A 24994-nucleotide genomic window follows, 5' to 3' on the forward strand; every position below is an offset into this window, starting at 1 on the left:
GCTTGGTGAGTGCCACACGTCCGGCACGATCCTCCGCGGTCAGTTGCGTCGTTCGTTGTCGCGGTCCTCGATCAGCAGGGCGGACAGGCTGGCGACGGCGGGCGCCAAGTCAGGCTCCACGTCCGGCAAGCCGTGCTCGGTCGGTGGAGTCACCTCGCCCGAGTTCAGGAGCTGTTGCAGAGACCCAGGGTCCTCAGGCACCGCGATCAACCCTTCCACCCACCACCTGCATCAAGCGCGGCGGCGGGAGATTTCGTAGAGGGTTACGCCGGCGGCGATGCCGGCGTTCAGGGATTCGGTGGCGCTGGTCATGGGGATCGAGACGATCAGGTCGCAGTTCTCGCGGACCAGGCGGGCCAGGCCCTTACCTTCGGAGCCGATCACCAGGACGATCGGCTCGGTGGCGGCCTCGAAGGACGGGAGGTCCACGGCGCCGTCCATGTCGAGGCCGATGACCAGCAGACCGGCGTCCTTGTAGGACTTGAGGGCCCGGTTGAGGTTGCCCGCGCGGGCGACCGGGATCCGGGCCGCGGCGCCGGCCGAGGTCTTCCAGGCCGACGCCGACATCGACGCCGTACGGCGTTCCGGGACGACGACTCCGTGCGCCCCGAAGGCCGCGGCGGACCGGGTGATCGCGCCGAGGTTGCGGGGATCGGTCACGCCGTCGAGCGCGACGATCAGCGGCACCTCGCCGGCGGCGTGGGCCCGGTCGAGCAGGTCGTCCGGGTGCGCATACTCGTACGGCGGGATCTGCAGGGCGACGCCCTGGTGCGAACCGCCCGACGTGACTCGGTCGAGCTCGGTGCGCGACACCTCCAGCACCGAGACACCGGTCTCGACCGCGACCAGCAGCGCCTCGCGCAGCCGGGCGTCCCGTTCGGTGCCCTCGGCAACGTGCAGCGCCGCGGCCGGTACGCCGGCCCGCAGCGCCTCGACCACCGGGTTCCGCCCGTACACCCACTCGACCGTGGAGTCGTTGTCCTTGCGCGCCGGGCGCCGGGTGCGCTGCTCGCGCTCCTTGGCCCGCTCGGCCGCCTTCGCCCGCTTGTGCGCCGGGTGCTTGACCCGGTCCACGGCCTTCGGCGTCGGCCCCTTGCCCTCGAGTCCGCGGCGAACCCGGCCGCCGGACCCGGCCGTCGGGTTCCCCCGCTTCTTCCGGATGGCGCCCTTACGCTGGCTGCTGCCTGGCACGTCAGTTTCCTTCTGTAGATGCGAGGGACCAGCGAGGCCCCTGCGGGGTGTCCTCGACGACGACGCCGAGCGCCTTCAGCCGGTCGCGGACGTCGTCCGCGGCGGCGAAATCCTTGCGAGCGCGGGCGGCCTGCCGCTGCTCGAGCAGTGCCTGCACCAGGCCGTCGACCACCTCGGTGAGCTCGTCGCTGCCGCCGGTCCGCGACACCCACGGCTCGGCCAGCGGGTCCAGCCCGAGCACGCCGAGCATCCCGCGCACCGACGCCAGCACCTCGCGCAGCGCCTCCGAGTCGCCGTCGGCGACCAGCTTGTTGCCGTCGCGCACGGTGTTGTGCAGTACGGCGATCGCGGCCGGCGTACCGAGGTCGTCGTCCATCGCGGCCACGAAGTCCCCCGGCAGCTCGGCGTCCGGCTCGACGCCACCGGTCACCTCGACCGCCCGGGTCACGAAACCCTCGATCCGCTGGAAGCTCTTCGCCGCCTCGTCGAGCGCCTCGAACGAGAACTCGACGACCGAGCGGTAGTGCGACTGCACCAGGTAGTACCGCAGCTCGATCGGGCGCACCCGCTCGACCACGTTCCGCACGACGGCGCTGTTGCCCATCGACTTCGACATCTTCTCGCCGGCCGTGGTGACGAGCGCGTTGTGCATCCAGAACCGGGCGAACTTCTGCCCGACCGCGGTCGACTGGGCCAGCTCGTTCTCGTGGTGCGGGAACCGCAGGTCCAGGCCGCCGCCGTGGATGTCGAACTCGTCGCCGAGGTACTTGCCGGCCATCGCCGAGCACTCGATGTGCCAGCCCGGGCGGCCGCGACCCCACGGGGCCGGCCAGGAGGCGCTCCGCGGCGTGGCGTCGGTCCAGCCCTTCCAGAGCGCGAAGTCACGCGGGTCCCGCTTGCCGCGCGGGTCCGCGTCCCCGGCGGCCTCCATGTCGTCGATCCGCTGGTGCGACAGCGCGCCGTACGCCGGCCAGGACTTCACGTCGAAGTAGACGTCACCGGACCCGTCCGGAGCGACGTACGCGTGCCCGCGCTCGATCAGGTCGGCGATCATCTCGAGCATCTCCGGGATGTGCCCGGTGGCCCGCGGCTCGTACGTCGGCGGGCGGCAGCCGAGCACGTCGTACGCCCAGTGCAGCTCGCGCTCGAACTCGTACGCGTGCGCCCACCACGGGATGCCGCGCTCGGCCGACTTCGTGAGGATCTTGTCCTCGATATCGGTCACGTTCGCGATTACGGTCACCTCGAAGCCGGACCGCTCCAGCCAGCGCCGCAGGACGTCGAAGACCACTTCCTTGTAGATGTGCCCGACATGCGGGGCACCCTGCACCGTCAGCCCACAGTGGTAGATCCCGACCTTGCCCGGATGGACCGGCTCGAAATCACGCACTGCTGCTGTTGCGGTGTCGTACAAGCGAAGTGTCACCGGTCAAGGGTAACGGGAGGTGACGCCGGTAAATAATCACCGAACAAACGACTGTAAGGGTTGGTTCTTGCCGGATCCGGGTATGACCATCGCCGAGCGCTCTGTCCGCCCCTCATCGCTCTGGAGGAAACCGTGAAGTCCGCCCTTTTCACGGGTGCCGCCGTCACCCTCGGCCTGATCTTGGCCACGGTCGGCTCCGCCCAAGCAAGCCCGGTGCCGGAAAGCAGCACCGCGTCCCACCAGCCCACCGCCCAGGCCCGTCAGCACGGTATCGACCGCGCCGGCGACGCCTACATGGGCTGGACGCAGAACACCACGACCACCGCGGCTCCGGCCGTGATGGCGCCCACCGCCTCCGTCGAAGGTATCGACGTGTCGAGTCACCAGGGGAACGTCAACTGGGCCTCGTACTGGAGTGCCGGCAAGCGGTTCGCCTACGTGAAGGCGACCGAGGGCAACTACTACACGAACCCGTACTTCGCCCAGCAGTACAACGGGTCCTACAACGTCGGGATGATCCGCGGCGCCTACCACTTCGCCACCCCGAACGACTCCAGCGGCGCCAACCAGGCCAACTACTTCCTGGCCCACGGCGGCGGCTGGTCCCGCGACGGCAAGACGCTGCCGGGTGCGCTCGACATCGAGTACAACCCGTACGGCGCCACCTGCTACGGGCTGAGCGCGTCCGCGATGGTGAGCTGGATCCGCGACTTCGCCAACACCTACAAGGCCGCGACCGGCCGGGACGTCCCGATCTACACGAACCTGGACTGGTGGAGCCGCTGCACCGGGAACAGCACCGCGTTCAACTCCACGAACCCGCTGTGGGTGGCGAAGTACGCCTCCTCGCCGGGCACCCTGCCCGGCGGCTGGCCGTTCCACACCATCTGGCAGTACAGCTCCTCGCCGATCGACCAGGACCGCTTCAACGGCGACATGTCCCGGCTGCAGGCACTGGCGAACGGATAAATCCGTTGCCGGGGTCGCATAGTCTCGATCGGTGAGCTATTCACTGCCGATCGAGACTGACCGCCTGACCCTTCGACGCTACGTCGAGACCGACTACGACGACCTGCTGAAGCTGCAGTCGAACCCTGACGTCACACGTTTTCTGCTGTACGACGTGCGCACGCCGGAGCAGGTCAAGGAGGCTCTCACCGGCCGGCTGGCCGATGTCCCGATGGACCGTGACGGTCAAGCGCTCACCGTCGCGGTGGTCCTGCGGGACACCGGTCAGCACCTGGGTGAGGTGACGCTGTTCATGAACAACGTCGAGCAGCGCACCGGCGAGATCGGGTACGTCTTCCACCCGGAGTCGCACGGCCACGGGTACGCCGCCGAGGCGTCGGTCGAACTGCTCCGCCTCGGGTTCGAGGAGCTCGGCCTGCACCGGATCATCGCGCGGCTGGACGCTCGCAACACCGGCTCGGTGAAGCTGCTGGAGCGGCTCGGCCTGCGGCAGGAAGCGCACTTCGTGCAGAACGAGTACCTGAAGGGCGAGTGGACCGACGAACTGGTTTTCGCCCTGCTCTACAGCGAATGGGACAAACGTTCGTAAGTTTTTTCCACGGCGCGCCGTCTTGATGACAGCAACTGCCGCCGGGTCTACGGTCGTTACATGACTTCCGCCCGTTCCGTCACCGCCCTCATCCTCGGGGTGGTTGTGCTCAGCGCCGGCAGCTTGCCGAGCGAAGCCGTGAAGGTCGCACCGGCACGGCAGATCGCCTATCGCACGTGGACGTCGAACGCCGACTTCCTGGCCGGCCAGCAGTTCGGCACCACGATCGCCGACGGCGCCCTGACGTTCGGTACGGCGACCGGCACCACGTCGTACGTCGACCCGTTCGGCGACGGCACCGCCAAGTCCTACGACCAGACCAGCTGGGTCTCGCCGCATGTCAGCACCGGCTTCGGGCTGACCGAACTGGTGGCTTCCTGGAACGCGACCACCCCACCGGGCACCTGGGTCGAGGTGTCGATGGCCGGTACGACGAACCTCGGCACGGCCACCAAGTGGTACGTGCTCGGCCGTTGGTCCGGTGGCGACGACACCGCCGCCGGCGACATCCACCGGACCTCGGTGCCCAGCCAGGGCGACGCCAACGGATCCGTTGCCGTCGACACCTTCCAGTCCGCCAGCGGTCAGTGGCTCGACCGCTGGCAGCTCAAGGTCACCCTGTACCGGCTGAGCGGGACGACGCAGTCCCCCGTGGTCCGGTCCGTCGGCGCGATGGCCTCCCGGCTGCCGTCCGACAAGAAGGTTGCCGTCAGCCCTCTCGGCGGCGCGGAGGGCGTCGTCCTCGACGTACCGACGTACTCGCAGGAGACGCACATCGGCCACTACCCGCAGTGGGACGGCGGTGGCGAGGCCTGGTGCTCGGCGACGTCCACCGCGATGGTGCTCGACTACTACGGCGCAGGCCCGACCGCGGCCGAGACCGCGTGGGTCGACCCGTCCGACGCGGACCCACAGGTCGACCACTCGGCCCGGTCTGTCTTCGACTACGCGTACGACGGTGCGGGCAACTGGCCGTTCAACACGGCGTACGCCGGGTCGCGTGGCGTAGACGCCTTCGTCACGCGGCTGCGGTCGCTGACCGAGGCGGAGCAGTTCATCAAGGCGGGGATCCCGCTGATCGCGTCGCTGTCGTTCAAGAAGGGCGATCTGCCCGGTGCGGGCTACGGGACCAACGGGCACCTGATGGTGATCGTCGGGTTCGACCAGGCCGGCAACGTGGTCGTCAACGATCCTGCATCCCACCTGATCGCCAGCAACGACCAGGTACGGACGACGTACGACAGGGCCGCGTTCGAGAACGCCTGGGTGCCGCACTCCGGTGGACTGGTGTACGTCGTGCACCCGGAGGGCCTGCCGTTGCCAGCGCCTTCTGACCCACAGCACAACTGGTAGAGAGACGACAGGGCCCGCCACGCCGGGGCGGCGTGGCGGGCCCTGTTCTTTGCGCTGCTCAGCGGGCGAAGAGTGCGCCCGTCAGGTTGGTGGTGAGGTTGCGGAGCGAGTCCGGCAGGTACTGCAGGTGCCAGCCGTTCGGGCCGCGGTACCAGGTGAAGCCTTCGTCTTCCTGGTCCGGCGTGGAATCGGTCGCGACCAGTGCGTCGATCCAGCGCTCCGAGCCGCCGAGGACCACGGCGTACGGCAGAGCGCGGGAGCAGAGCTCGGCGTGCTGGTCGTTCGGCAGCTCGCTGACGTCCATCTCCAGCAGCTCACCGCGGATCGCGGCGACCTGACCGAGCACACGGCCGGCGGCCGGAGCCTTGGCCGGCATGTAGCGGCCGACCACGAGCAGGCCGACACCGACCGCAGTGATCGCGAGGCCGAGCAGACCCCACGTCGACAGCAGGGCCAGCAGGACGGTCGCGATGACACCGACGACGGTGGTCGCGATGCCGATCGTTGCCCACAGCGACCGCGTGCGGTCCGGACGCTCGGTGAACCAGCCTCGCTTGACGACACCGTCGTACAGGGCGTCCTGGACCTGGGCGAGGTTCGCCCGGACCTGCTTGCCGAGCTCGGAGACCAGCACCGAGTCGGCGTCGCCGAAGATCGCGCGGATCAGCACGTTCTCGTACCGCTGCAGCTCCTCGGCGGGAGCGTTCGAGACCCGGCGCAGCTCCCAGTCGGGCCGCGCGAACTCGGTGCTGTGCTCGAGCTCGACGATCTGGAGGTGACCGCGGACGGCCAGGTCGATGATCGTCGCGGTCACGTCGACCGGGTCGATCCGCTCGTCGATCAGCGTGCCGACCTCACCGGGGCGCAGGTCGGACGGCGGCGTGAAGTCGATCCGGGTGTCGGTACCGAGGCTGAACAGCGACGCCGGTACGACGCGCCGCGGGTCGACCTGGTCCCGGCCGCGCAGCCGGTACAGCGCGAACAGCGCGATCGCGCCGAGCAGCAGCACCGCGAGCGCGGTGATCAGCTGGGCCGCGTCGGTGGAGAAGGCGCGCTTGAAGGTGTGCCGGTACTCGATGATCGAGTTGTCCGCGATCTGGCCCTTCGGGAAGCCGACGGCCATCTTGACCGTGTTGCCCGGTGGCAGCGCGGTCTGCTGGAAGGTCGGGCCGGAGGTCTCGCCGATCTGCGCGAGCGTGCACGGGATGTTGCTGTCGATCGGGCCGGCGAAGCAGGCGACGTGCGAGACCTCGGGGACGCTGAAGACGATGTTCGCGGTCTGGATCGGGAGGTTGATCCCGGTCAGCGGCGCGAACCGCACCTCGGTACCGTCCAGGGTCTTCGCCACCGCGCCCTTCACGGTGTACGTGACGTCGAGTTGCGTCGTAGCGCCGCTGACGTCCGGTACGGCGATCGACGTGACGTCGCCCTCGACCTTCACGTCGGCCTTCTTGTCCTGGCCGCCGGCCTTGACCTGCAGGTCGCCGATCTCCTGGACGTGGTCGATGTCGTCCGGCAGGTGGTCGCGCGTGACGATGAACCGGGTGAAGGTCCCGTTCACGTTGCTGAGCTTCCAGGTCTCGGCGACCCGGAGCAGGCCGTCACGTTCGACGCGGACCTGACTGTCGTAGTTGGTCACCACCGGGTCGGCGGCGGAGCTGGTTGCGTCCGCGCCGGCCGCACCGGCTGGGACAGTGGAGAGGCCGAGCAGGCCGAGGGCACACAGGGATAGCCCGAGGAGACGTAGACGCATCGCCCAATCACACCGTAAAGAGAGGGTCAGGTTGACACGGGGCACGATAGCGTCTGGGGAGTGTCAGGCAACCAATGGGGACCGGGACCCGGACAATTCGGCCCGCCACCGCAGCAGGGTTACCAGGGTGGTCCTCCTCCGCCGCAGTACGCCGTACCTCCGCAGTACTACGCTCCTCCACCGCAGCCCGGCCCGCAGTTCGGGTGGGGCCCCGTGCCACCTCAGCCGCCACGGAAGAGGTCTGGTGGTACGGCGTTCTTGGTCGTCGCCGTGCTCGCGGTGGTCGCGGCCGGTGGCGTGTTCCTTGCGGTGAAGCTCACACAGGGCGGCGACGGACCTACCACGGCTGCACCGGTCGCCACGAGGTCAGCGACCTCTGAGCCGACTACGGCTCCGAGCAGCGTCCCGCCTCCTCCTCCGAAAACGACTGCTGCTCCGCCGCCCCCGCGGACGACCACGACCACCACCACGACGACGAAGGTCACCCCGCCGAAGCCGGTGCAGACCGTGAACCCGGCGACGTTCAACGCGACCCACCGGCTGTACAAGACCGGCGTGATGCGGACCGTGAACTGCAAGCAGGCCAAGACCGGTCCCGGCAACGGCTCACAGGCGCTCGCGTACTTCAAGGCGATCAAGACCTGCCTGGACCGGGCCTGGCCGAAGCAGGTCGCCGCGTCCGGCGGCCGGTTCCGGTCACCCGGGCTGGTCGTCTGGGGCGGTTCGGTGAACACACCGTGCGGTGGCGGCGTCGGGCGTGCGTTCTACTGCCCGACCACGCACACCATTTATATGGAGTCGCCGTCGATCGTCTCGTTCTCCAGACAGAACCCGACGTTCGGCCGGATGGTCGGCACGTTCACCATGGCCCACGAGTACGCGCACGCGGTGCAGTGGATGACCGGGCTCGGTGAGGCCTACACGAAGCTCCGGTACGACGCCTCTGCCGCTGGGGCCCTCCAGCTGAGCCGCCGGCTCGAGCTGCAGGCCTCCTGTCTCGGCAACGTGTTCCTGGGCGCCAACCGCACCAGCTACGGCATCACCGGGTACGCGTACCAGATGTGGCTGTACGACGTGAACAACAGCGGCGACCGTCCGCCGTACCCGCGGGACCACGGCAGCACCACCAACCACGGCGCCTGGAGTCGCGCGGCCTTCCAGAGCCGTAATCCTGCCAGCTGCAACACCTGGTCGGTGTCACCTGCCCGGGTAAGTTGAGCCCGGGCTCCGGTAGCGTCCAGGGTGTGTCAGGCAACCAATGGGGTCCTCCGCCCGGGCAGCAGTACCCGCCGCAGCAGCCACCTCCGCCCTGGCAACAGGGACCGGGCTACGGCGGCCAGCAACCTCCCGGACGCCCGCCTGGACCACCGCAGGGCCCACCCACCGGACCGCCCTCGGGACCGCCTTCAGGTCCGCCTGGTGGTCCGCCGTTTCAGGGGCCTCCTTTTCAGGGGCCTCCGGGGCCGGGGCAGCCTTTCCACGGGCACTCGTTCCAGGGCCAGCCGATGCCGGGTCCTGGGCAGCCGCAGTTCGGGTGGGGCGCTCCACCTGGTGGACCGAAGCCGCCGAAGAAGGGCCGTGGCGGCCTCATCGCCGTCCTGGTCCTGGTCGGCGTACTGCTGGTCGGCGTCACCGCGCTGAAGATCGTCTCGGCGGCGCTCAAGGGTGACGGCGACCCGTCGTACGCGAGTCCGACGACCACCACGTCGTACAGCCCGACGCCCGAGCCGAGCGAAGAGCCGTCCCCCAGTCCGACCAGCAGCGCGCCGACGGTCCAGCCGACCACCACCCGGCCGACGACGCAGGCGCCGCGGCCGACCGCGAGCCGGACGACCACGACCGCCAAGCCGACGACCAAGCCTGGCCCGACCGACACCGACCTGGTGGTGCGGAACCGGCTGTACAAGGCCGGTGCCATGGCGTCGGTGAACTGCAAGGAGTCCAAGGCGCGGCAGAGCACAGTGGCCGGCGCGCGAGCGAACTACAAGAACCTGCTCGGCTGCCTGAACCGGGCCTGGGCACCGCTCGTGACCAAGGCCGGCGGGCGGTTCCGCGGGCCGAACGTGCGGGTCTTCAGCGGTTCGGTCTCGACGCCGTGCGGGACCAACAGCGACTCCGGCCCGCCGTTCTTCTGCGGCACCAACGACACCATCTACATGAACCTCACCGAGGACATCGGCAACTACAACCGCTACCCGCAGGCCTACCAGAAGGTGTGGGCGCGGATGTGGATGCTGCACCAGTTCGCGCACGAGTACGGGCACCACATCCAGAACAACATGGGCATCCTGCAGGCGTACTCCCGGATCCGGTACGAGCGGGAGACCTACGCGCAGGAACTGCAGGACAGCCGACGGCTGGAGCTGCAGGCCTCTTGCTTCTCGGACATCTTCATCGGCGCGAACCGGCGCAGCTACCCGATCACCGGGCAGTCGCTGTTCCAGTGGCGCTGGCTGATCGGGCACGTGACCGACAACGCGAACGACCACGGCGACGCGAACAACCACCAGTACTGGGCCACGCGCGGGTACAACGCCCGCAACCCGAGCGTCTGCAACACCTTCGCCGCGTCCGCCGCCAAGGTGCAGTGAGGGCCGTCACTGATCTACTTCGAAACGACTGGCCGGGGTAGCTAGCCTGGTGGGTCCGTATCGCGCAAAGTATGTCGCGGAGGATATGTAGGGGGAGGCGGCTTCGGCGCCCCACCAACGAGCTGCAGAGCTATACCCAGCAAGGTCGTGAGGAGCATCGATGTCGGACAACAGGAACCAGCCCCCGGGGAGCGACCCGGCTGACGATCAGCCGGACCGCCCGCAGGAGCCCGTTCCCGGCCAGCCGCCCGCTGGCCAAGGACCCGGTCGTGGTGGTTGGTTCGGATCCCGGGACAACGAGGCCGGGCCTGGTGGTCGCGGTCCCGGGGAGCAGACCCCTGGGGAGGGCCAGCCGGCCACCTGGTGGACGGGCGACTCCGACGCCAAGCGGGAGTTCAGCAACCCGGCCCCGTCCGAGCAGCCCCCCAGCACCTGGTTCGACGGCGGCTGGGACCCCAACCGCCGAGAACACCCCGACCAGCCCGCCCCCGGCCAGCCCCAACCCCGCCGCCCACAGCAGGGCCCGAACCAGCCCGGCCCGAACCAGCCCGGCCCCAACCAGCCCGGCCCGGCCCAGCGCGGTCCGTCCCAGCCTGGCCCGGCACAGTCGGGCCCGAACCAGCCCAACCCCAACCAGCCCGGCCCGGGGCAGTCGCGCCCCAACCAGCCCAACCCGAGCCAGCCTGGCCCGGGGCAGTCGCGCCCTAACCAGCCTGGTCCGTCTGGTGCGAATCAGCCTGGTTCCTGGCAGTCCGCCCCACCGGCATCTCAGCCCGGCGCCACCACGCCTAGCCCGTGGCAGTCGGGTCCCCAGCAGCCCAACCCGCAGCGCCCGCCGCAGTCGGGCCCGCAGGGTCCCCAGCAGCCCGGCCCGCGGCAGCAGGGGTCGCAGGGGCAGAGCCCGCAGTCGGGTGGGAGCCCGTCCCAGCCGAACACTCCCCAGCCCTCGGAGTCTTGGGGCACTCAGTCGTGGCCTCTGCAGACCGGAGCTGCTCAGGGCAGTGGAGATTCACCACAGTCAGCTGGATGGTCGGCAACAGAGCAGTCGGAGTCGAGTGCCTGGCAGGCGTCGCCTTCGCAGCAGCAGCCGCGCCAGCAGCAGGCCGGGCCGCACTCAGAGGGCTCGTACCTCTGGGGCACGCAGGGCCAGCAGCAGAACCAGCAGCAGTCCTCCCCGTGGAGCAACGCGCTCCCACCGCAGCAGCAGGGCGGCGCCCGCCACGCCGCGCCCCAGGGCGGTCAGGGCAACCAAGGCGGTCAGATCGGCCCGATGGGTCAGCCTGTCCAGCAGGCGCCCACCTGGCAGTACCCGCCGATCCCGATCCCGCAGCCCCCGGGTGGCCGCCGGCGCAAGAAGAAAAAGATCTCCCGCGCGCTCCTGATCGGGCTCGTGGTGCTGGCGGTGCTCGTGGTCGGCTCCGGTGTCACGTTGCTGATCCGCGGCCTCGGCGGCGACGAGCCCGAGGCGAAGCAGACCCCGACCACCTCGACGTCGGAGTCGCCGTCCCCGTCGGAGAGCCCGTCCCCGTCCCCGTCCCCGTCGACGCCGCGTGGCCCGACGGTCGACGAGGTCGTGAAGGGCAGCCGGCTCTACACGATCGGCCCGCTCGCCGCGTCGAAGTGCGCGGAGCCGCCGTTCGCACCGGTCACCGTCGCGGCGGCGCAGCAGTACTACAACCGCCTGCTGCCCTGCCTGAACCGCACCTGGTGGCTGGCGATGAAGAAGGCGAACCTGCCGTTCCGCAACCCGAAGGCCGTCGTGTACGTCGGCAAGGTGCCCTCGCCGTGCGGCATGCAGCGCAGCGCGCGGGCGGCGTACTGCACGGCGAACGAGACGATCTACCTGCCGTTCAGCGTCGACAACCGGTACTACAAGAGCAACCCGGTCTACACCCGGGCGATCATGCTGAACACGTTCGCGCACGAGTACGGTCACCACATCCAGAAGCTGAGCGGGATCCTCCCCGCGTCGATGTCCCGGCAGCAGAGCATGACGCCGAACCAGAAGCTGACCGAGAGCCGTCGCCGCGAGCTGCAGGCGACCTGTCTCGGCGCGGTCTACCTCGGCGCCAACGCGACGTACATCCCGATGAACGGGGTGCTGCTGAACAACTGGAAGTTCCTGATCTCGCACTCGGGTGACGACTACGCCCGGCCGCGGGTCCACGACCACGGCAACCGGGTCAGCAACTACCAGTGGTCGATCACCGGCTACAACAACAAGAAGCCGGACTCCTGCAACACCTTCACCGCGGCCGACGTACGGGTCAACTAGCGGGACCGCCGCCCGTCAGCCGAAGAGGCGACGGGCGGTGGTCAGGGTGCCGCCGAACGACGTGACGAAGTTGCTCAGCGATTCCCCGATGTCGGACAGGTGCCAGTTCTCCGGACCGGAGTACCAGCCGATGCCGGCGTCGGGGTCGTCGTCGTCATCGGTGGCGGCGATCTCCAGCGCCCACTTCTCGGTCAGCCCGAGCACAGCGGCGTACGGCAGGCAGCGGGACGCGAACTCGAGCCGGTGGCTCTCCGGCAGGTCGGCCGAGGTCTCGTTGGCCAGGTAGTGCTGCAGCCCGGCCACCCGGCCCAGTACGGCGGCACCGCGCGCCGTGCGGGCCGGTGCGGCCTGTCCGACGAGTGCGAGCACCAGACCGGCCGCCATGACCGCGAAACCGACCAGGGCGAACTTGCTGACGATCGCGAGCACGATGGTCAGTACGACGCCCGCACCGAGCAGCACCACGCCCGCGGTGATCCACCGGTTCCGGACCGCGTCCGGGCGGTTGTTGAACCAGCCCTGCGTGACGACGTCGGAGTACAGCTGCTCTCGGACCAGGTTGAGCCGCGGCCGCAGTGACGGGCCGAGCGCGGAGACGAGTACCGAGTCGCCGTCGGCGAACACCGCGTCCAGCAGAGCCTTCTCGTACGCCAGCAGCTCCGGACCACCCGGGTGCAGCCGCTGCAGCTCCCAGTCCAGCCTGCCGAACTGCGACTCGCGCGGCTGCTCGACGATCGTCAGGTAGTTGCGCACGGCAAGGTCCAGCAAGGTCGCGGTGATGTCGACGACGTCGGCCGTCTCGTCGACCACGGTGCCGACCTGGCCGGGCCGGATGCCGTCCGGAGCGGCGAACTGCGGGCCGTCGGAGCCGTCGAGCACCGGACGCTCCGGCGCCCCGTCACCGACCTTCGCGGCGTCCCGGCCGCGGAAGAACCACAGGCCGACAGCACCGAGGAGTCCGAGCCCGAACACGAGGACTGCCAGCCCGACGGTGGTCTTGTCGACAGTGAACGCCCTCCCGAGCGTCCAGCGGGTGGAGAACTGCGCGTTCGCCTGCACCGTCGCCTGGTCGCTCAGCCCGGTCAGGAACGTCACCCGGCCACCGGCTGGTACGCCGTTCTGCTCGATCTGCAGCGCGGCCGACTCGGCCAGCTGGGACGACGTACACGGAAGGCTCGAGCCGGTGCGGCCGGCGAAGCAGGTCACCCAGGTCGCGAACGGGACGCCGACGGTCAGGCTGGCCTTCGGGATCGACGTGGAGAAGCCCTGCACGATCGGCCAGCTGACCTGGCGGCCCTCGGTCGAGTCGGCGACCACGTTGTCCACGGTGTAGCTGTAGACGATCTTCGACTGCCCGGACACGTTCAGGGTCAGCTTGCGGCCGTCGTCGGTGCTGTCGTTCTGGAAGCCCTGGGCGGGCTGTCCGTTCACCGTCGCGGACACGTCCTTGAGCTCGTACGTCCGGTCCCGCTCGGCGTCCGACCGGACCCGGGTGGCCAGCGTGCGGCTGAACGTCGTACCGCCGGCGGTCAGGTCGACCGTCTCCTTGACCTGCAGCTCACCGTCCTTGGTGAGCGTCGCGTCCGCGGAGTACGCGGTGATCTGGTCGGTTGCCATCGGGGCCACCGCCTCGGCGGCCATAGTGCTCAGGGCAACGAACAGCGGGGCGGTCAGGGACATCAGCAGGGCAGCCGGGAGGAGGCGGCGCTTCGGTGACATGGGTCGAGGGTAGTCTCGTGCCGGTTCTTGCAGCGAACTCGCCACAGCCAGATACGACCCGCGTGACCCGACCACATGGAGGCCAGACCTGTGAGCAGCCCGTACGGGTACGGCGGCCCACCGCAGGGCGCACCGCAGGGCCGGCCACTCGGCCCGCCGCCTGGTGTGCTGCCGCCACCGCAGGCCGCGCCATGGCCGCCGCAGCAGGGCCAGTACCCACAGGGGCCGGCGCAAGGTACGCCGTACCCGGGCCAGCAGTACCCAGGTCAGCAGTACCAGGGTCAGCAGTTCCAGGGTCAGTTCCAGCCGTACTACGGCGGCCCGGGCCAGTTCAACGGGTTCCAGCCGCCGCGGAAGCGGGGCGGCGCACTGCGCCTGGTCCTGGTGAGTTTCATCTTCCTCACCTTCATCGGCGTGTCGGTGGCCGTAGTGGCCGCGCTGCTGGGCTCCGACAGCAGCAGCACGGACACGACCGCTGAGCCCAAGGTGACCGGTCCGTCGATCGTGCCGACGCCGACGACGAGCCCGGAGAAGGGCACGGCCGAGGACTTCCTGCTGAACGCCGACGTCTACCGCACCGGTCCGCTGCCGGAGCAGAACTGCCCGGCGGCGAACCTCGGTACCGGCAGCCTGGCGTCGCAGAAGGTCTACTACCAGAAGCTCTTCAAGTGTCTGAACGACGCGTGGCGGCCGATCTTCAAGGAGCTCGGTGAGGAGAAGCCGGACCCGGGTCTGGTGGTGTTCGACCAGCCGGTCCAGACGCCGTGCGGCAACTTCGCGCCGCTCTCGGGGCGGGTCCTGGCGTTCTACTGCTACGGCAACCAGGTGATGTACACCGACGTGAAGCAGATGAACCGTGCCTTCGGTCCGCAGCAGGACCTCGCGTACCTGATGACGATCGCGCACGAGTACGGCCACCACGTCCAGGGCGTCACCGGGCTGTTCTATGCCCGTGCTGTCTACGTGCAGGACCACCCGGAGAAGAAGCTGGAGAGCTCGCGGCGTAACGAGTTGCAGGCGTCCTGCTTCGCGGGTGTGTTCAGCAAGGCCGTGGCGAAGTCGTACCCGCTGACCAGCCGTCTGGACGAGTTCAAGGAGCAGTCCAGCAACAGCTTCGGTGAGTCGGCCGACACGCCGGAGGACGAGCGGACGCACGGTCTGGCGACCAGCCAGGGGTTCTGGATCCAGAACGGCTTCAACGTCGGCGAGAACAAGGCCTGTGACACCTTCGCCGTGTCGGCGGACCTGGTGAAGTGACGGCCCGCCTGATCGGGGGCCGCTACCTGTTGGGGGAACCGCTCGGCTCGGGCGGTATGGGCTCGGTCTGGCGTGCCCACGACCAGCAGCTGGACCGGATGGTCGCGCTGAAGCGTGCGCATCCCGGTGTGGACGACCCGGACGGGCGACGGCTGCGCCGGGAGGCGCGGACCGGTGCCCGGCTGCACGACCCGCACGTGGTGACGATCTTCGACGTGGTGACGGACGGGGACGAGCACTGGCTGGTGCTGGAGTACCTGCCCTCGCGTGGCCTGGACGAACTGGGCAAGCTGCCACCCGACCAGGTCGCGCGGATCGGCGTACAGATCGCGTCCGCACTACAAGCCGTACACGCGGCGGGCATCATCCACCGCGATCTCAAGCCGGCCAACATCCTGGTCACCGCGGACGGTACGGCGAAACTCGCGGACTTCGGCATCTCGCGGCGGCTGTGGGCCGAGGCGACGCTGACGGACAGCTCGACGATCGGTACGCCGGCCCAACTCGCACCGGAAGTAGCCAACGGCAACGAACCGACGGCCGCATCCGATGTGTTCTCGTTGGGCGCAGTGCTCTACACGGCGCTGGAGGGCCACTCGCCGTTCGGCGACGACCCGAACCCGCTGGCGGTGCTGCGGCGCGCCGCACGCGGTGAACTCGAGCCGCTGCGACGCGGTGGCGAACTGACGCCGTTGATCACGCGGATGCTCGCGGTGGAACCAGGTGACCGCCCGTCGGTCGCCGAGGTCGTGACCGAGCTCGGCGGTACGGCGGCCGCGCCCGTGAGCAGGCGACGCAAGCGATGGGTGATCCCGGCAGCGGCTGCCGGCGTAGCGGCGGTCGCCGTCCTGGGTGTGCTGATCGGGCGGGCGGTGTCGGGACCGTCCGAGCCGTCCGCGGCGCCCACGACTGCTGTCGCCGGTCCGGTGGGTGATCCGTTGACGGTGGATCCCTGTGCGTTGATCGACGAGACGACGCTGAGCAAGTTCGGGGACGCGACGCTGGAACCGGCGTACGGGAACTTCGATCGGTGTGACGTGGTGGTGAACGGCACCGGCACCCAGCAGGTCGACGTCCGCGCGGAGTTCGACCAGGCGGACAACGAACTGCCTCAGGGCGCCGTGGAGAAGTTCACCGGCAATCTGGCCGAGGTCGTCCGCGCCCGCGCCGAGGACGGCGACTGCGCGCGCGTACTCGTGCTCTCGGACGGAACACACGTGGTGGTCGAAGCCCGGCACACCGACGGGTCCGGGATGGATGTCTGCGCGATGGCGGAAGCCGTGACGCAGAAAGCGATCGGCGTACTGAAGGCCGGTCCGATCCCCCGGCGCCCGCAGCCGTTGCCGGCCGCGTCGCTGGCGCATCTCGACGCCTGCACGTTGCTGGACAACAAGGCGCTCGAGCTCATCCCGGCGGTGGACGCGACGAACCCGGACACCTCGTTCGGCGGCTGGTCGTGCGGTTGGGAGAGTACGACGAGCGATCTGTCGGTGGATGTGCGGTTCGACCGGGACCAGCCGCTGGACGCGTCGGACGGGCGTCCGGTGACCATGTCCGGCCGGTCCGCGTTCATCTCGAGCGAGGACGACGGCCCGGGGACCTGTGCGGCGGTGATCGTGTTCCGGAAGTACGCCGATACGGTCGAGCTGGTGACGGTGATCGCCAGAGGTCCCGGTACGCAGACCTCACTGTGCGGACTGGCCACGAAGCTCGGTCAATCCGTCGCTGCGAAGCTGCCGAAGGCCTGAGATGGAACGGCTCCCTCCGAACCACACGAGCCTGGCAGGCGGCGTCCCTGCCGCGCAGCCGGGCACCATCTTCGTGCTGAGCGTCGCGGGCGGTGTCAGCGTCGACGCCGGACCACACCGGACGATCCTGTTCGGACGAAACCGTCCCGAGGTGCATGTCTGCATCGGCGAGGACGACCCGCGCGTCAGCCGGAGACACGGCTCGATCAGCCACCGCGGCGGCCAGTGGTACGTCGCAGTGACCGGTCGACTGCCCGTGCGGTTTCCACGTCAGCGAGCGCTGTTCGCCGGCGAGGACCCGATACCTCTCGCAGCCGGTTACACACCGCTCTTCGTACAGGGCTCCAGTGGACGTGAGCACCTCCTGGAGGTGTACGTCGTTGGCGACAGCGGCACTCGCCCCGTACCGCGGCCGCGTGAGGCAACGCACCCGCCGCGTGTCTGGCGGCTCTCTCCGGCTGAGAAGCTGGCGTTGATCGTGGTCGGCCAGCGGTACCTGCTGCACGACCTGCACCCGCTGCCGCTGTCCTGGCGGCAGGCCGCGGACCAGTTGGCCGAGCTCCAGCCGACGGAGGGCTGGACTGCCAAGCGGGTCGAGCACCTGGTCTCCAACGTCCGCAGCCGGCTGTCGCGGGACGGCGTACCCGGGCTGACTCGGGAGGAGGTCGGCGAGCCGGTCGGCAACGTGCTCAACGACAACCTGTTCCGGGAGCTGCTGCTGTCCACCACACTGGTCCCGGCGGACGTCGACGTACTGGAGGACTGAGTTCGGGAGGGGTCCCCGGCGACCGGACTTACCGTCCGGGACATGACCAAACCGCCCCGCATCATGACTCGCGACAACTCCATCAACGTTCCGGTGTAACAAGCGGTTGATGGCTACACCCACGTGTTTGCTTCGGGTTATCCAAGCCGTAACTAGGCGGCGTATTATCCGCCCGTGACATTGCGACGCGGGGACCTGGCGACGGCCTCGCGGACGTTGGTGGACGTGCTCGAAGAGACGGCCGCCGTCTACGCCGACGAACCCGCGCTCGACGACGGCAGCGTCAGCCTCAGCTATCGCGAACTGCTGGTGCAGACCACCAAGTTCGCCGGCCGCTTGACGGCGGCCGGGATCGGACCCGGCGACCGCGTCGGGATCCGGATCTCGTCGGGGCACAACGACCTGTACGTAGCGATTCTCGGCACCCTGCAAGCGGGAGCGGCATACGTCCCGGTCGATGCCGACGACCCGGAGGAGCGCGCCGAACTCGTCTTCGGCGAGGCCGCCGTCGCGGCCACGGTCGGTGACGAACTCGAGCTCACGATCACCCGCCCGCAGCAGGCGCCGATGACCGACAACGACGCGGCCAACGGCGCCTTCGACTACCCGTACTCGGCCCGCATGGACGCGACGAGTACGACGGAGTCCCCACGCGACGGCACCGGACCGGAGCCGGCCGACGACGCGTGGATCATCTTCACCTCGGGCTCGACCGGCGTACCGAAGGGTGTCGCCGTCACGCACCGATCGGCGGCGGCGTTCGTCGACGCCGAGGCCCGCCTGTTCCTCCCACGCGAGCCGATCGGGCCCGACGACCGCGTCCTGGCCGGCCTGTCCGTCGCGTTCGACGCGTCCTGCGAGGAGATGTGGCTGGCCTGGCGGCACGGCGCCTGCCTCGTCCCGGCACCGAGAAGCCTGGTCCGCACCGGTATGGACCTCGGCCCGTGGTTGGTTGCCCAGGGCATCACTATCGTCTCGACCGTGCCGACGCTGGCCGCGCTCTGGCCGCCGGACGCCCTCGACCAGGTCCGGCTGCTGATCTTCGGCGGCGAGGCCTGCCCGCCGGAGCTGGCCGAGCGCCTCGCGATCGAGGGCCGGGAGGTCTGGAACACCTACGGCCCGACCGAGGCCACCGTGGTGGCGTGCGCCGCCCAGCTCACCGGCGAAGGCCCGGTGCGGATCGGTCTTCCCTTGGACGGCTGGGATCTCGCCGTTGTAGATGCCGCAGGCAACGAGGTGGCCGACGGCGAGATCGGTGAGCTGATCATCGGCGGCGTCGGCCTGGCCCGGTACCTCGACCCGGCCAAGGACGCCGAGAAGTTCGCCCCGATGCCGACCCTCGGCTGGGACCGCGCGTACCGCAGCGGCGACCTGGTGCGGTCCGACCCGTTGGGCCTGCTGTTCCAGGGCCGCGCCGACGAGCAGGTGAAGCTCGGCGGCCGCCGGATCGAGCTCGGCGAGGTCGACGCCGCACTGCAGGCGCTCCCGGGTGTCTCCGGCGCCGCGGCCGCCGTCCGCAACAGCGCCGCGGGCAATCAGCTCCTCGTCGGGTACGTCGTACCGGACGAGGCCATCGCCTTCGACAACGCGAAGGCCACCGAGCGTCTGCGTGAAGCACTACCCGCGGCGCTCGTACCACTGCTGGCGGTCGTCGACACGCTGCCGACCCGGACCTCCGGCAAGGTCGACCGCAACGCGCTCCCCTGGCCGCTGCCGGGGATGGACAGTGACGGCCCGGCCGCCGAGCTGGACGGGACCGCGGGCTGGCTGGCCGAACGCTGGACGAAGATCCTCGGCGCCAAGGTCACCGGGCCCGACAACGACTTCTTCCTGCACGGCGGCGGCAGCCTCGCCGCGGCCCAGTTGGTGTCCGCGCTCCGCGAGCGGTTCCCGGACGTCACGGTCGGCGACATCTACGAGTACCCGCGGCTCGGCGCGCTCGCCGAACGCCTAGACGACTTCCGGCCCGCAACGCTGGAGCCGGTCGAGCTCCGGGAGATCCGGCCGACCCCGAAGAGCACGCAGCTCCTGCAGACCGCGCTGACCCTGATCCTGCAGACCGTCGTCGGCGTCCGGTGGCTGGTCTACGTGTTCACGCTGAACAACCTTCTCGCCGCGCTGATCGACCCGCTCCCGTGGGCGCGGACCGTGTCGTGGTGGTGGATCCTGGCCGGCTGGCTGATCCTGATCAGCCCGGCGGGCCGGATGGGGATCGCGGTCGTCGGCGCCCGGATCCTGCTGCGCGGCCTGAAACCAGGCACGTACCCACGCGGCGGCAACGTCCACGTCCGGCTCTGGGCAGCGGAGAACCTTGCCGACGCGGCCGGCGCCGCCAACCTGGCAGGCGCGCCCTGGATCGCCTACTACGCTCGCGCGCTCGGGGCGAAGGTCGGCCGCGGCGTCGACCTGCACACGCTGCCGCCGGTGACCGGCATGCTGACCATGGGCCGCGGCGCCTCTATCGAACCCGAGGTCGACCTGGCCGGCTACTGGATCGACGGCGACCAGTTGCACGTCGGACAGATCTCCGTCGGCCCCGACGCGGTCGTCGGCTCACGCAGCACCCTGCTTCCGGGCGCGGAGATCGGCCGCAGCGCCGAGATCATGGCCGGCTCGGCAGTCTCCGGCCGCGTCCCTGAGAACGAGCGCTGGTCCGGCTCCCCCGCGGCGAGGATCGGCCGCGCGCGGCACCCGTGGCCGGACCACCGGCCCGCACGCGCTCCGTGGTGGGTCGCGGCGTACGGCGCCCAGTCCGCGCTGATGTCCCTGATCCCGGTCGCCGGGGCCGCCGCGGCGTTCGTCGTCCTCGGGTACGCGGTGCGCGGCACGCAGACGCTGCCGGACGCGGCGTTGCACGCGCTGGCGGCGATCCCGCTGATGACGCTGGTCGGGTTCGCCACCATCGCGGTCCTCACGCTGATCGGCGTACGGCTCCTCGGCATCGGGATCAAGCCCGGTCACTACCCGGTCCGGAGCCGGATCGGGTGGCAGGTCTGGGCGACCGAGCGGCTCCTCGACTCCGCGCGCACCTTGCTCTTCCCGCTGTACGCGAGCCTGCTGACGCCGTGGTGGCTGCGCGCTCTGGGCGCGAAGATCGGCCGCGACGTCGAGGCGTCGACGGTCCTGCTGCTGCCGAAGATGACGACGGTCGGCGAGGGCGCGTTCCTGGCCGACGACACGATGATCGCCTCCTACGAGCTCGGCGGCGGCTGGCTGCACGTGGCCGGCGCGAAGGTCGGCAAGCGCGCGTTCCTGGGCAACTCCGGTATGACGGCCCCGGGGCGGAGCGTCCCGAAGAACGGCCTGGTCGCGGTGCTGTCCGCGGCGCCGAAGAAGTCCAAGGCCGGTACGTCGTGGCTCGGTTCGCCGCCCGTGAAGCTCCGCCGGCAGGCCGTCTCGGGTGATCAGAGCCGCACGTTCAACCCGCCGTACAAACTCAAGGTCGCCCGCGCTCTGGTCGAGCTGTGCCGGTTCGTCCCGATGATGTGCACGGTGCTGATCGCCCTTGGCGTGCTGTTCGCGCTGCAGGCGCTCGACCTCTGGCTGGGTCCGCTGTGGACGATGCTGCTGTCGGGCGCGGTCATCCTCGCCGCCGGCGCGGTCGCGGGCGGGATGGCGACGGTCGCCAAATGGGTCATCGTGGGCCGGACGAGAGCCGTCGAGTATCCGCTGTGGAGCTCGTTCGTCTGGCGCAACGAGGTCGTCGACAGCTTCGTCGAACTGGTCGCCGCGCCCTGGTTCGCGAACGCTGCCGCCGGTACGCCGGTGCTCACGCTCTGGCTGCGGTCACTCGGAGCGAAGATCGGCAAGGGCGTCTGGTGCGAGACGTACTGGTTGCCGGAGGCGGATCTGGTCACCCTGGGCGACGGTGCCACGGTGAATCGCGGTTGCGTGCTGCAAACGCACCTATTTCATGATCGAGTTCTCTCCATGAACACAGTCACCTTCGGGGCCGGGGCAACTCTCGGCCCACACGGCATCGTCCTCCCGGCGGCCGCGGTAGGAGCAGGAGCTACCATCGGGCCGGTGTCTCTCGTGATGCGTGGTGAAGGTGTTCCGGCCGGTACGCGCTGGGCGGGGAACCCGATCGCTCCGTGGCAGGGCTGATGGTTGACCCGTATGTGCCCAGTCACGGAAGCACCGACTACAAGGTCGAGTCGTACGAACTCGACCTGGACTACCGGGTCAGCAGCAACCGGCTGACCGGCAAGGCGACGATCACGGCGTTCGCCACCCAGGCGCTCTCCCGGCTCAGCCTCGACCTGTCCGGGCTCCGGGTGTCGAAGGTGACGGTGAACGGCCGCCGGCCGCAGCGGTACGTCCATCGCGGCGGCAAGCTGCACATCACTCCGGCGACGACGATCCCGGACGGCGCCGAGTTCTCGGTCGACGTCCAGTACAACGGGAACCCGAAACCCGAGGACAGCCCGTGGGGCGAGCTCGGCTGGGAAGAGCTCACTGAGGGCGTCATCGTCGCCAGCCAGCCGAGCGGTGCGGCCACGTGGTTTCCGTGCAACGACCACCCCGGTGACAAGGCGCACTACCGGATCTCGATCACCACGGACTCGCCGTACCAGGTCGTCGCGAACGGGCGGCTGGTGTCGCGCCGGGTGAAGGCGAGCCGTACGACGTGGGTGTTCGATCAGGCCGCGCCGATGGCGACGTACCTCGCGACCGTGCAGATCGGGCGGTACGACGAGGTGGACCTGGCGGCCTCGCCCGTGACGATCAGGGGCGTGTTGCCGGCCGGGCGGAGCCGCGAGTTCCGGCACGACTTCGGGCGCCAGCAGGACATGATGAAACTGTTCTGCCGGCAGTTCGGGCCGTACCCGTTCGGCGGGTACACGGTCGTGGTCACCGACGACCCGCTGGAGATCCCGCTCGAGGCGCAGGGCATCTCGGTGTTCGGCAGCAACCACGTCGACGGCCGGAACGGGTCGGAGCGGCTGGTCGCGCACGAGCTGGCGCATCAGTGGTTCGGGAACAGCCTGACGCCGGCGAACTGGCAGCACATCTGGCTCAACGAGGGCTTCGCCTGCTACGCCGAGTGGTTGTGGTCGGACGAGTCCCGCGGGCTCACCGCCGACCAGCAGGCGGCGAAGGCGCACACGCGGTTGAAGGGCCTCCCACAGGACCTGCTGCTGTCCGACCCCGGCCCGGACCTGATGTTCGACGACCGCCTCTACAAACGCGGTGCGATCACCTTGCACGTACTGCGCAGGCACCTCGGCGACGACGCGTTCTTCGAACTCCTTCGTACCTGGACCAAGACCCACCGGCACGGTTCGGTCACGACGGCCGACTTCATCGCGCTGGCCACCACCTTCAGCCCGGACGAAGAGGCCCTACGCCACCTGTTCGCCGCCTGGCTGGACTCCTACGAGCTCCCACCTCTGCCCCGGAAACGCTAGCCGGCGCGTGCTACCTCGGCGGCGACTTTCACGAAGCGTTCGGTGAGCGGGGTTCTGGTGGCCCAGGCGGTGCCGGTCCACCAGGTGGCCGCGCGACCCGGGAGCGGGACCAGGCGGACCTCGGGCGGCGCGATCCGTTCGGCGGTCTGCGGTACGACGGCGGGCCCGGCACCGGCAGCGGTCAGGGCGAGGACGGTCTGCAGGTCGCCGGCTTCCTGGACTATGTGCGGGTGGCAACCAAGTTCGGCGTACAGGGTGTTGATCTGGGCGGTCAGGCCCGGTCCACGATCCGGCGTCAGGCGGATCAGCGGGCGCGCGTCGATCCAGCCGATCAGGTCCCGCGGCAACTGCTGGTCGGCCGGTACGGCGAGGGTGAGCCGATCACGTCGTAACCGCAGGTGCTCGAGGCCGGGCGGCACCGGCAACCGGACGAATCCGATCTGCAAGCTCCCGGCCAGCAGCCGCTCGCACTGCACCGCCGACGACATGTCCTCGAGCGAGATGGTTACTCCCGGCCACCGGCTCCGGAACAGCGCCACCGCCCGCGGAGCCAGCTCGATCCCCGACAGCCCGAACCCGATCGCGAGCGAACCCTCGGCCCCGGACGCCACCTGAACAGCCCGTCGCTCGAAGGCCTCGGAGCGGTCCAGCAACTCCAGAGCGTCAGGAAGCAGCAGCTCTCCAGCCGGGGTCAGCCGCGCGCCGTGCCGGCCCCGGACGAACAGCACCGAGCCGACTCGGCGCTCCAGCACCTGGATCTGCTTGGTCAGGGCCGGCTGACTGGTCGACAACTCAGCGGCCGCGGCGCTGAAGTTCCGCAACCTGGCCACCGTGACGAACGCCCGCAGCAGACGGAGATCCATAACCCCAGGATATGGAATCGCCCCGAATCGCTATTGGACGTCATAGGTGCCTCGGCGTTTCGATGGGCGTATGACGACCTTCCGCGCCGCCGTGGTCCAGTTCGAACCGGCCCCTGACCAGCCCGCCGCCAATCTCGCGACCGTCGACCGGCTCGCCCGGCAGGCGGTCGGCGACGGCGCCCGGCTGATCGTGTTCCCGGAGATGTGTCTGCTTGGCTATTGGCACCTCCGGCGGCACACCGCGGCTCGGCTGCGCGAGCTCGCCGAGCCCGCCGACGGACCGCTGGTCAGCCAGGTCGTTGCTCTCGCCAAGGAACTCGAGGCCGGGATCGGGGTCGGATTCCTCGAGGAGGCCGACGGCAAGTTGTTCAACGCGTACGCCGTCTGCCTGCCCGACGGGACCGTTCACGTGCACCGGAAGCTGCACGCGTTCGAGCACGAGGAGATCGCGAGCGGATCGACGTACACGGTGTTCGAGACGCCGTGGGGGTTCCGGGCCGGGGTGCTGATCTGCTGGGACAACAACCTGGTGGAGAACGTCCGGATCACCGCGTTGCTCGGCGCAACGGTCCTGATCGCGCCGCACCAGACCGGCGGGACGAACTCACGCAGCCCGCACGGGATGAAGCCGATCCCGCTCGAGGTGTGGACGAGCGGCGACCGCGCGACGATCGAGGAGGCCTTCAACGGGCCGAGTGGGCGAGGCTGGTTGATGCGATGGTTGCCGGCGCGGGCGCACGACAACGGGATGTTCGTCCTGTTCAGCAACGGCGTCGGCCGCGACGACGACGAACTCCGGACCGGGAACGCGATGATCCTCGACCCGTACGGCCGCATCGTCGCGGAGACGCCCGCACCTGCCGAGGCCATCGTCGTTGCCGACCTGGACCTGGAACTGGTGCCCCTCGCAACCGGCCGCCGCTGGCTCCGCGGCCGCCGCCCCGAGCTCTACACGCCCCTCACCCAACCCATCGGCAACGAACTAGACCCCCGAGCAGCCCGCTTCTCCCCCGACCCAGTGCCGTCTTTGAGCCCCCACCAACCAGAAATCGGCCCGCAAAACGGTTGATGCGTGCTCAAAGA

19 protein-coding genes are annotated in these 24994 nt (G+C 69.6%); 12 read left to right on the plus strand and 7 right to left on the minus strand.

What is annotated here, in order from left to right; translation table 11 throughout:
* Positions 1-39: 39 nt before the first annotated feature.
* The 3 genes from E0H92_RS44545 to cysS are packed head-to-tail and all read right to left on the minus strand — an operon-like array spanning position 40 to position 2617.
* The gene (locus E0H92_RS44545) at positions 40-201 is read right to left on the minus strand and encodes a hypothetical protein (protein ID WP_165550265.1); all 162 of its coding nucleotides are present in this window, start codon (positions 199-201) and stop codon (positions 40-42) included.
* Positions 202-231: 30 nt separating this feature from the next.
* Complete coding sequence (gene rlmB / locus E0H92_RS41280; RefSeq protein WP_131500151.1) at positions 232-1191, minus strand: 23S rRNA (guanosine(2251)-2'-O)-methyltransferase RlmB; 960 nt, start codon at positions 1189-1191, stop codon at positions 232-234.
* Between the two features lies 1 nt (position 1192).
* Positions 1193-2617: a cysteine--tRNA ligase gene (cysS, locus tag E0H92_RS41285; RefSeq protein ID WP_131460578.1), complete on the minus strand. Its 1425-nt coding sequence runs from the start codon at positions 2615-2617 to the stop codon at positions 1193-1195.
* 132 nt (positions 2618-2749) lie between these two features.
* On the opposite strand from cysS, the gene E0H92_RS41290 reads away from it, so the two are divergent.
* The 3 genes from E0H92_RS41290 to E0H92_RS41300 are packed head-to-tail and all read left to right on the plus strand — an operon-like array spanning position 2750 to position 5528.
* Complete coding sequence (locus E0H92_RS41290) at positions 2750-3586, plus strand: lysozyme (RefSeq protein ID WP_131500152.1); 837 nt, start codon at positions 2750-2752, stop codon at positions 3584-3586.
* A 31-nt stretch (positions 3587-3617) separates the two neighbouring features.
* Entirely contained in the window at positions 3618-4175 is a 558-nt protein-coding gene (locus tag E0H92_RS41295) for a GNAT family N-acetyltransferase (protein ID WP_131500153.1), read from the plus strand.
* 60 nt (positions 4176-4235) lie between these two features.
* Positions 4236-5528 (plus strand): peptidase C39 family protein, encoded by a 1293-nt coding sequence (locus tag E0H92_RS41300; protein WP_131500154.1) that lies wholly within the window; start codon positions 4236-4238, stop codon positions 5526-5528.
* A 58-nt stretch (positions 5529-5586) separates the two neighbouring features.
* On the opposite strand, the gene E0H92_RS41305 is transcribed toward E0H92_RS41300, so the two are convergent.
* Together E0H92_RS41305 and E0H92_RS41310 are read right to left on the minus strand one after the other, a co-directional pair.
* Complete coding sequence (locus E0H92_RS41305; protein WP_131500155.1) at positions 5587-7281, minus strand: DUF2207 domain-containing protein; 1695 nt, start codon at positions 7279-7281, stop codon at positions 5587-5589.
* A 221-nt stretch (positions 7282-7502) separates the two neighbouring features.
* Entirely contained in the window at positions 7503-7808 is a 306-nt protein-coding gene (locus tag E0H92_RS41310; RefSeq protein WP_131500156.1) for a hypothetical protein, read from the minus strand.
* Here E0H92_RS41310 and E0H92_RS41315 point away from each other — a divergent pair.
* The 3 genes from E0H92_RS41315 to E0H92_RS45620 all read left to right on the plus strand — a co-directional run bounded on the left by E0H92_RS41315 (position 7789) and on the right by E0H92_RS45620 (position 12147).
* A complete protein-coding gene (locus E0H92_RS41315; protein ID WP_131460584.1) occupies positions 7789-8499 on the plus strand; it encodes a neutral zinc metallopeptidase in 711 nt (236 codons plus the stop codon). The genes E0H92_RS41310 and E0H92_RS41315 overlap by 20 nt on opposite strands.
* A 287-nt stretch (positions 8500-8786) precedes the next feature.
* Positions 8787-9872: a neutral zinc metallopeptidase gene (locus E0H92_RS41325; protein ID WP_131460585.1), complete on the plus strand. Its 1086-nt coding sequence runs from the start codon at positions 8787-8789 to the stop codon at positions 9870-9872.
* 160 nt (positions 9873-10032) lie between these two features.
* On the plus strand, positions 10033-12147 hold the full coding sequence (locus E0H92_RS45620; protein WP_131500157.1) for a neutral zinc metallopeptidase: 2115 nt from the start codon (positions 10033-10035) through the stop codon (positions 12145-12147).
* 15 nt (positions 12148-12162) lie between these two features.
* Here E0H92_RS45620 and E0H92_RS41335 read toward each other — a convergent pair whose 3' ends face one another.
* The gene (locus E0H92_RS41335) at positions 12163-13866 is read right to left on the minus strand and encodes a DUF2207 domain-containing protein (protein ID WP_131460587.1); all 1704 of its coding nucleotides are present in this window, start codon (positions 13864-13866) and stop codon (positions 12163-12165) included.
* A gap of 90 nt (positions 13867-13956) precedes the next feature.
* Here E0H92_RS41335 and E0H92_RS41340 point away from each other — a divergent pair, with 90 nt between their 5' ends.
* The 5 genes from E0H92_RS41340 to E0H92_RS41360 all read left to right on the plus strand — a co-directional run bounded on the left by E0H92_RS41340 (position 13957) and on the right by E0H92_RS41360 (position 23048).
* Positions 13957-15123: a neutral zinc metallopeptidase gene (locus E0H92_RS41340; protein ID WP_238173821.1), complete on the plus strand. Its 1167-nt coding sequence runs from the start codon at positions 13957-13959 to the stop codon at positions 15121-15123.
* A complete protein-coding gene (locus tag E0H92_RS41345; RefSeq protein ID WP_131500159.1) occupies positions 15120-16871 on the plus strand; it encodes a serine/threonine-protein kinase in 1752 nt (583 codons plus the stop codon). Before E0H92_RS41340 ends, E0H92_RS41345 begins: the two co-directional genes overlap by 4 nt.
* Position 16872: 1 nt before the next feature.
* Complete coding sequence (locus E0H92_RS41350; RefSeq protein ID WP_131500160.1) at positions 16873-17637, plus strand: FHA domain-containing protein; 765 nt, start codon at positions 16873-16875, stop codon at positions 17635-17637.
* A 174-nt stretch (positions 17638-17811) separates the two neighbouring features.
* Complete coding sequence (locus tag E0H92_RS41355) at positions 17812-21744, plus strand: Pls/PosA family non-ribosomal peptide synthetase (RefSeq protein WP_131500161.1); 3933 nt, start codon at positions 17812-17814, stop codon at positions 21742-21744.
* On the plus strand, positions 21744-23048 hold the full coding sequence (locus tag E0H92_RS41360; RefSeq protein WP_131500162.1) for a M1 family metallopeptidase: 1305 nt from the start codon (positions 21744-21746) through the stop codon (positions 23046-23048). The genes E0H92_RS41355 and E0H92_RS41360 overlap by 1 nt, the downstream gene beginning before the upstream one ends.
* Here the strand turns inward: E0H92_RS41360 and E0H92_RS41365 are convergent.
* Positions 23045-23911 carry a LysR family transcriptional regulator gene (locus E0H92_RS41365; RefSeq protein ID WP_131460593.1) on the minus strand — a complete coding sequence of 289 codons (867 nt, stop codon included), beginning with the start codon at positions 23909-23911 and terminating at the stop codon, positions 23045-23047. The two genes, E0H92_RS41360 and E0H92_RS41365, sit on opposite strands and share 4 nt — an antisense overlap.
* A gap of 70 nt (positions 23912-23981) precedes the next feature.
* Between E0H92_RS41365 and E0H92_RS41370 the strand changes: the two genes are divergently transcribed.
* Positions 23982-24980: a nitrilase family protein gene (locus E0H92_RS41370; protein ID WP_131500163.1), complete on the plus strand. Its 999-nt coding sequence runs from the start codon at positions 23982-23984 to the stop codon at positions 24978-24980.
* Positions 24981-24994: the final 14 nt, after the last annotated feature.

Source organism: Kribbella speibonae, assembly GCF_004331375.1.
Lineage (GTDB): Bacteria > Actinomycetota > Actinomycetes > Propionibacteriales > Kribbellaceae > Kribbella > Kribbella sindirgiensis.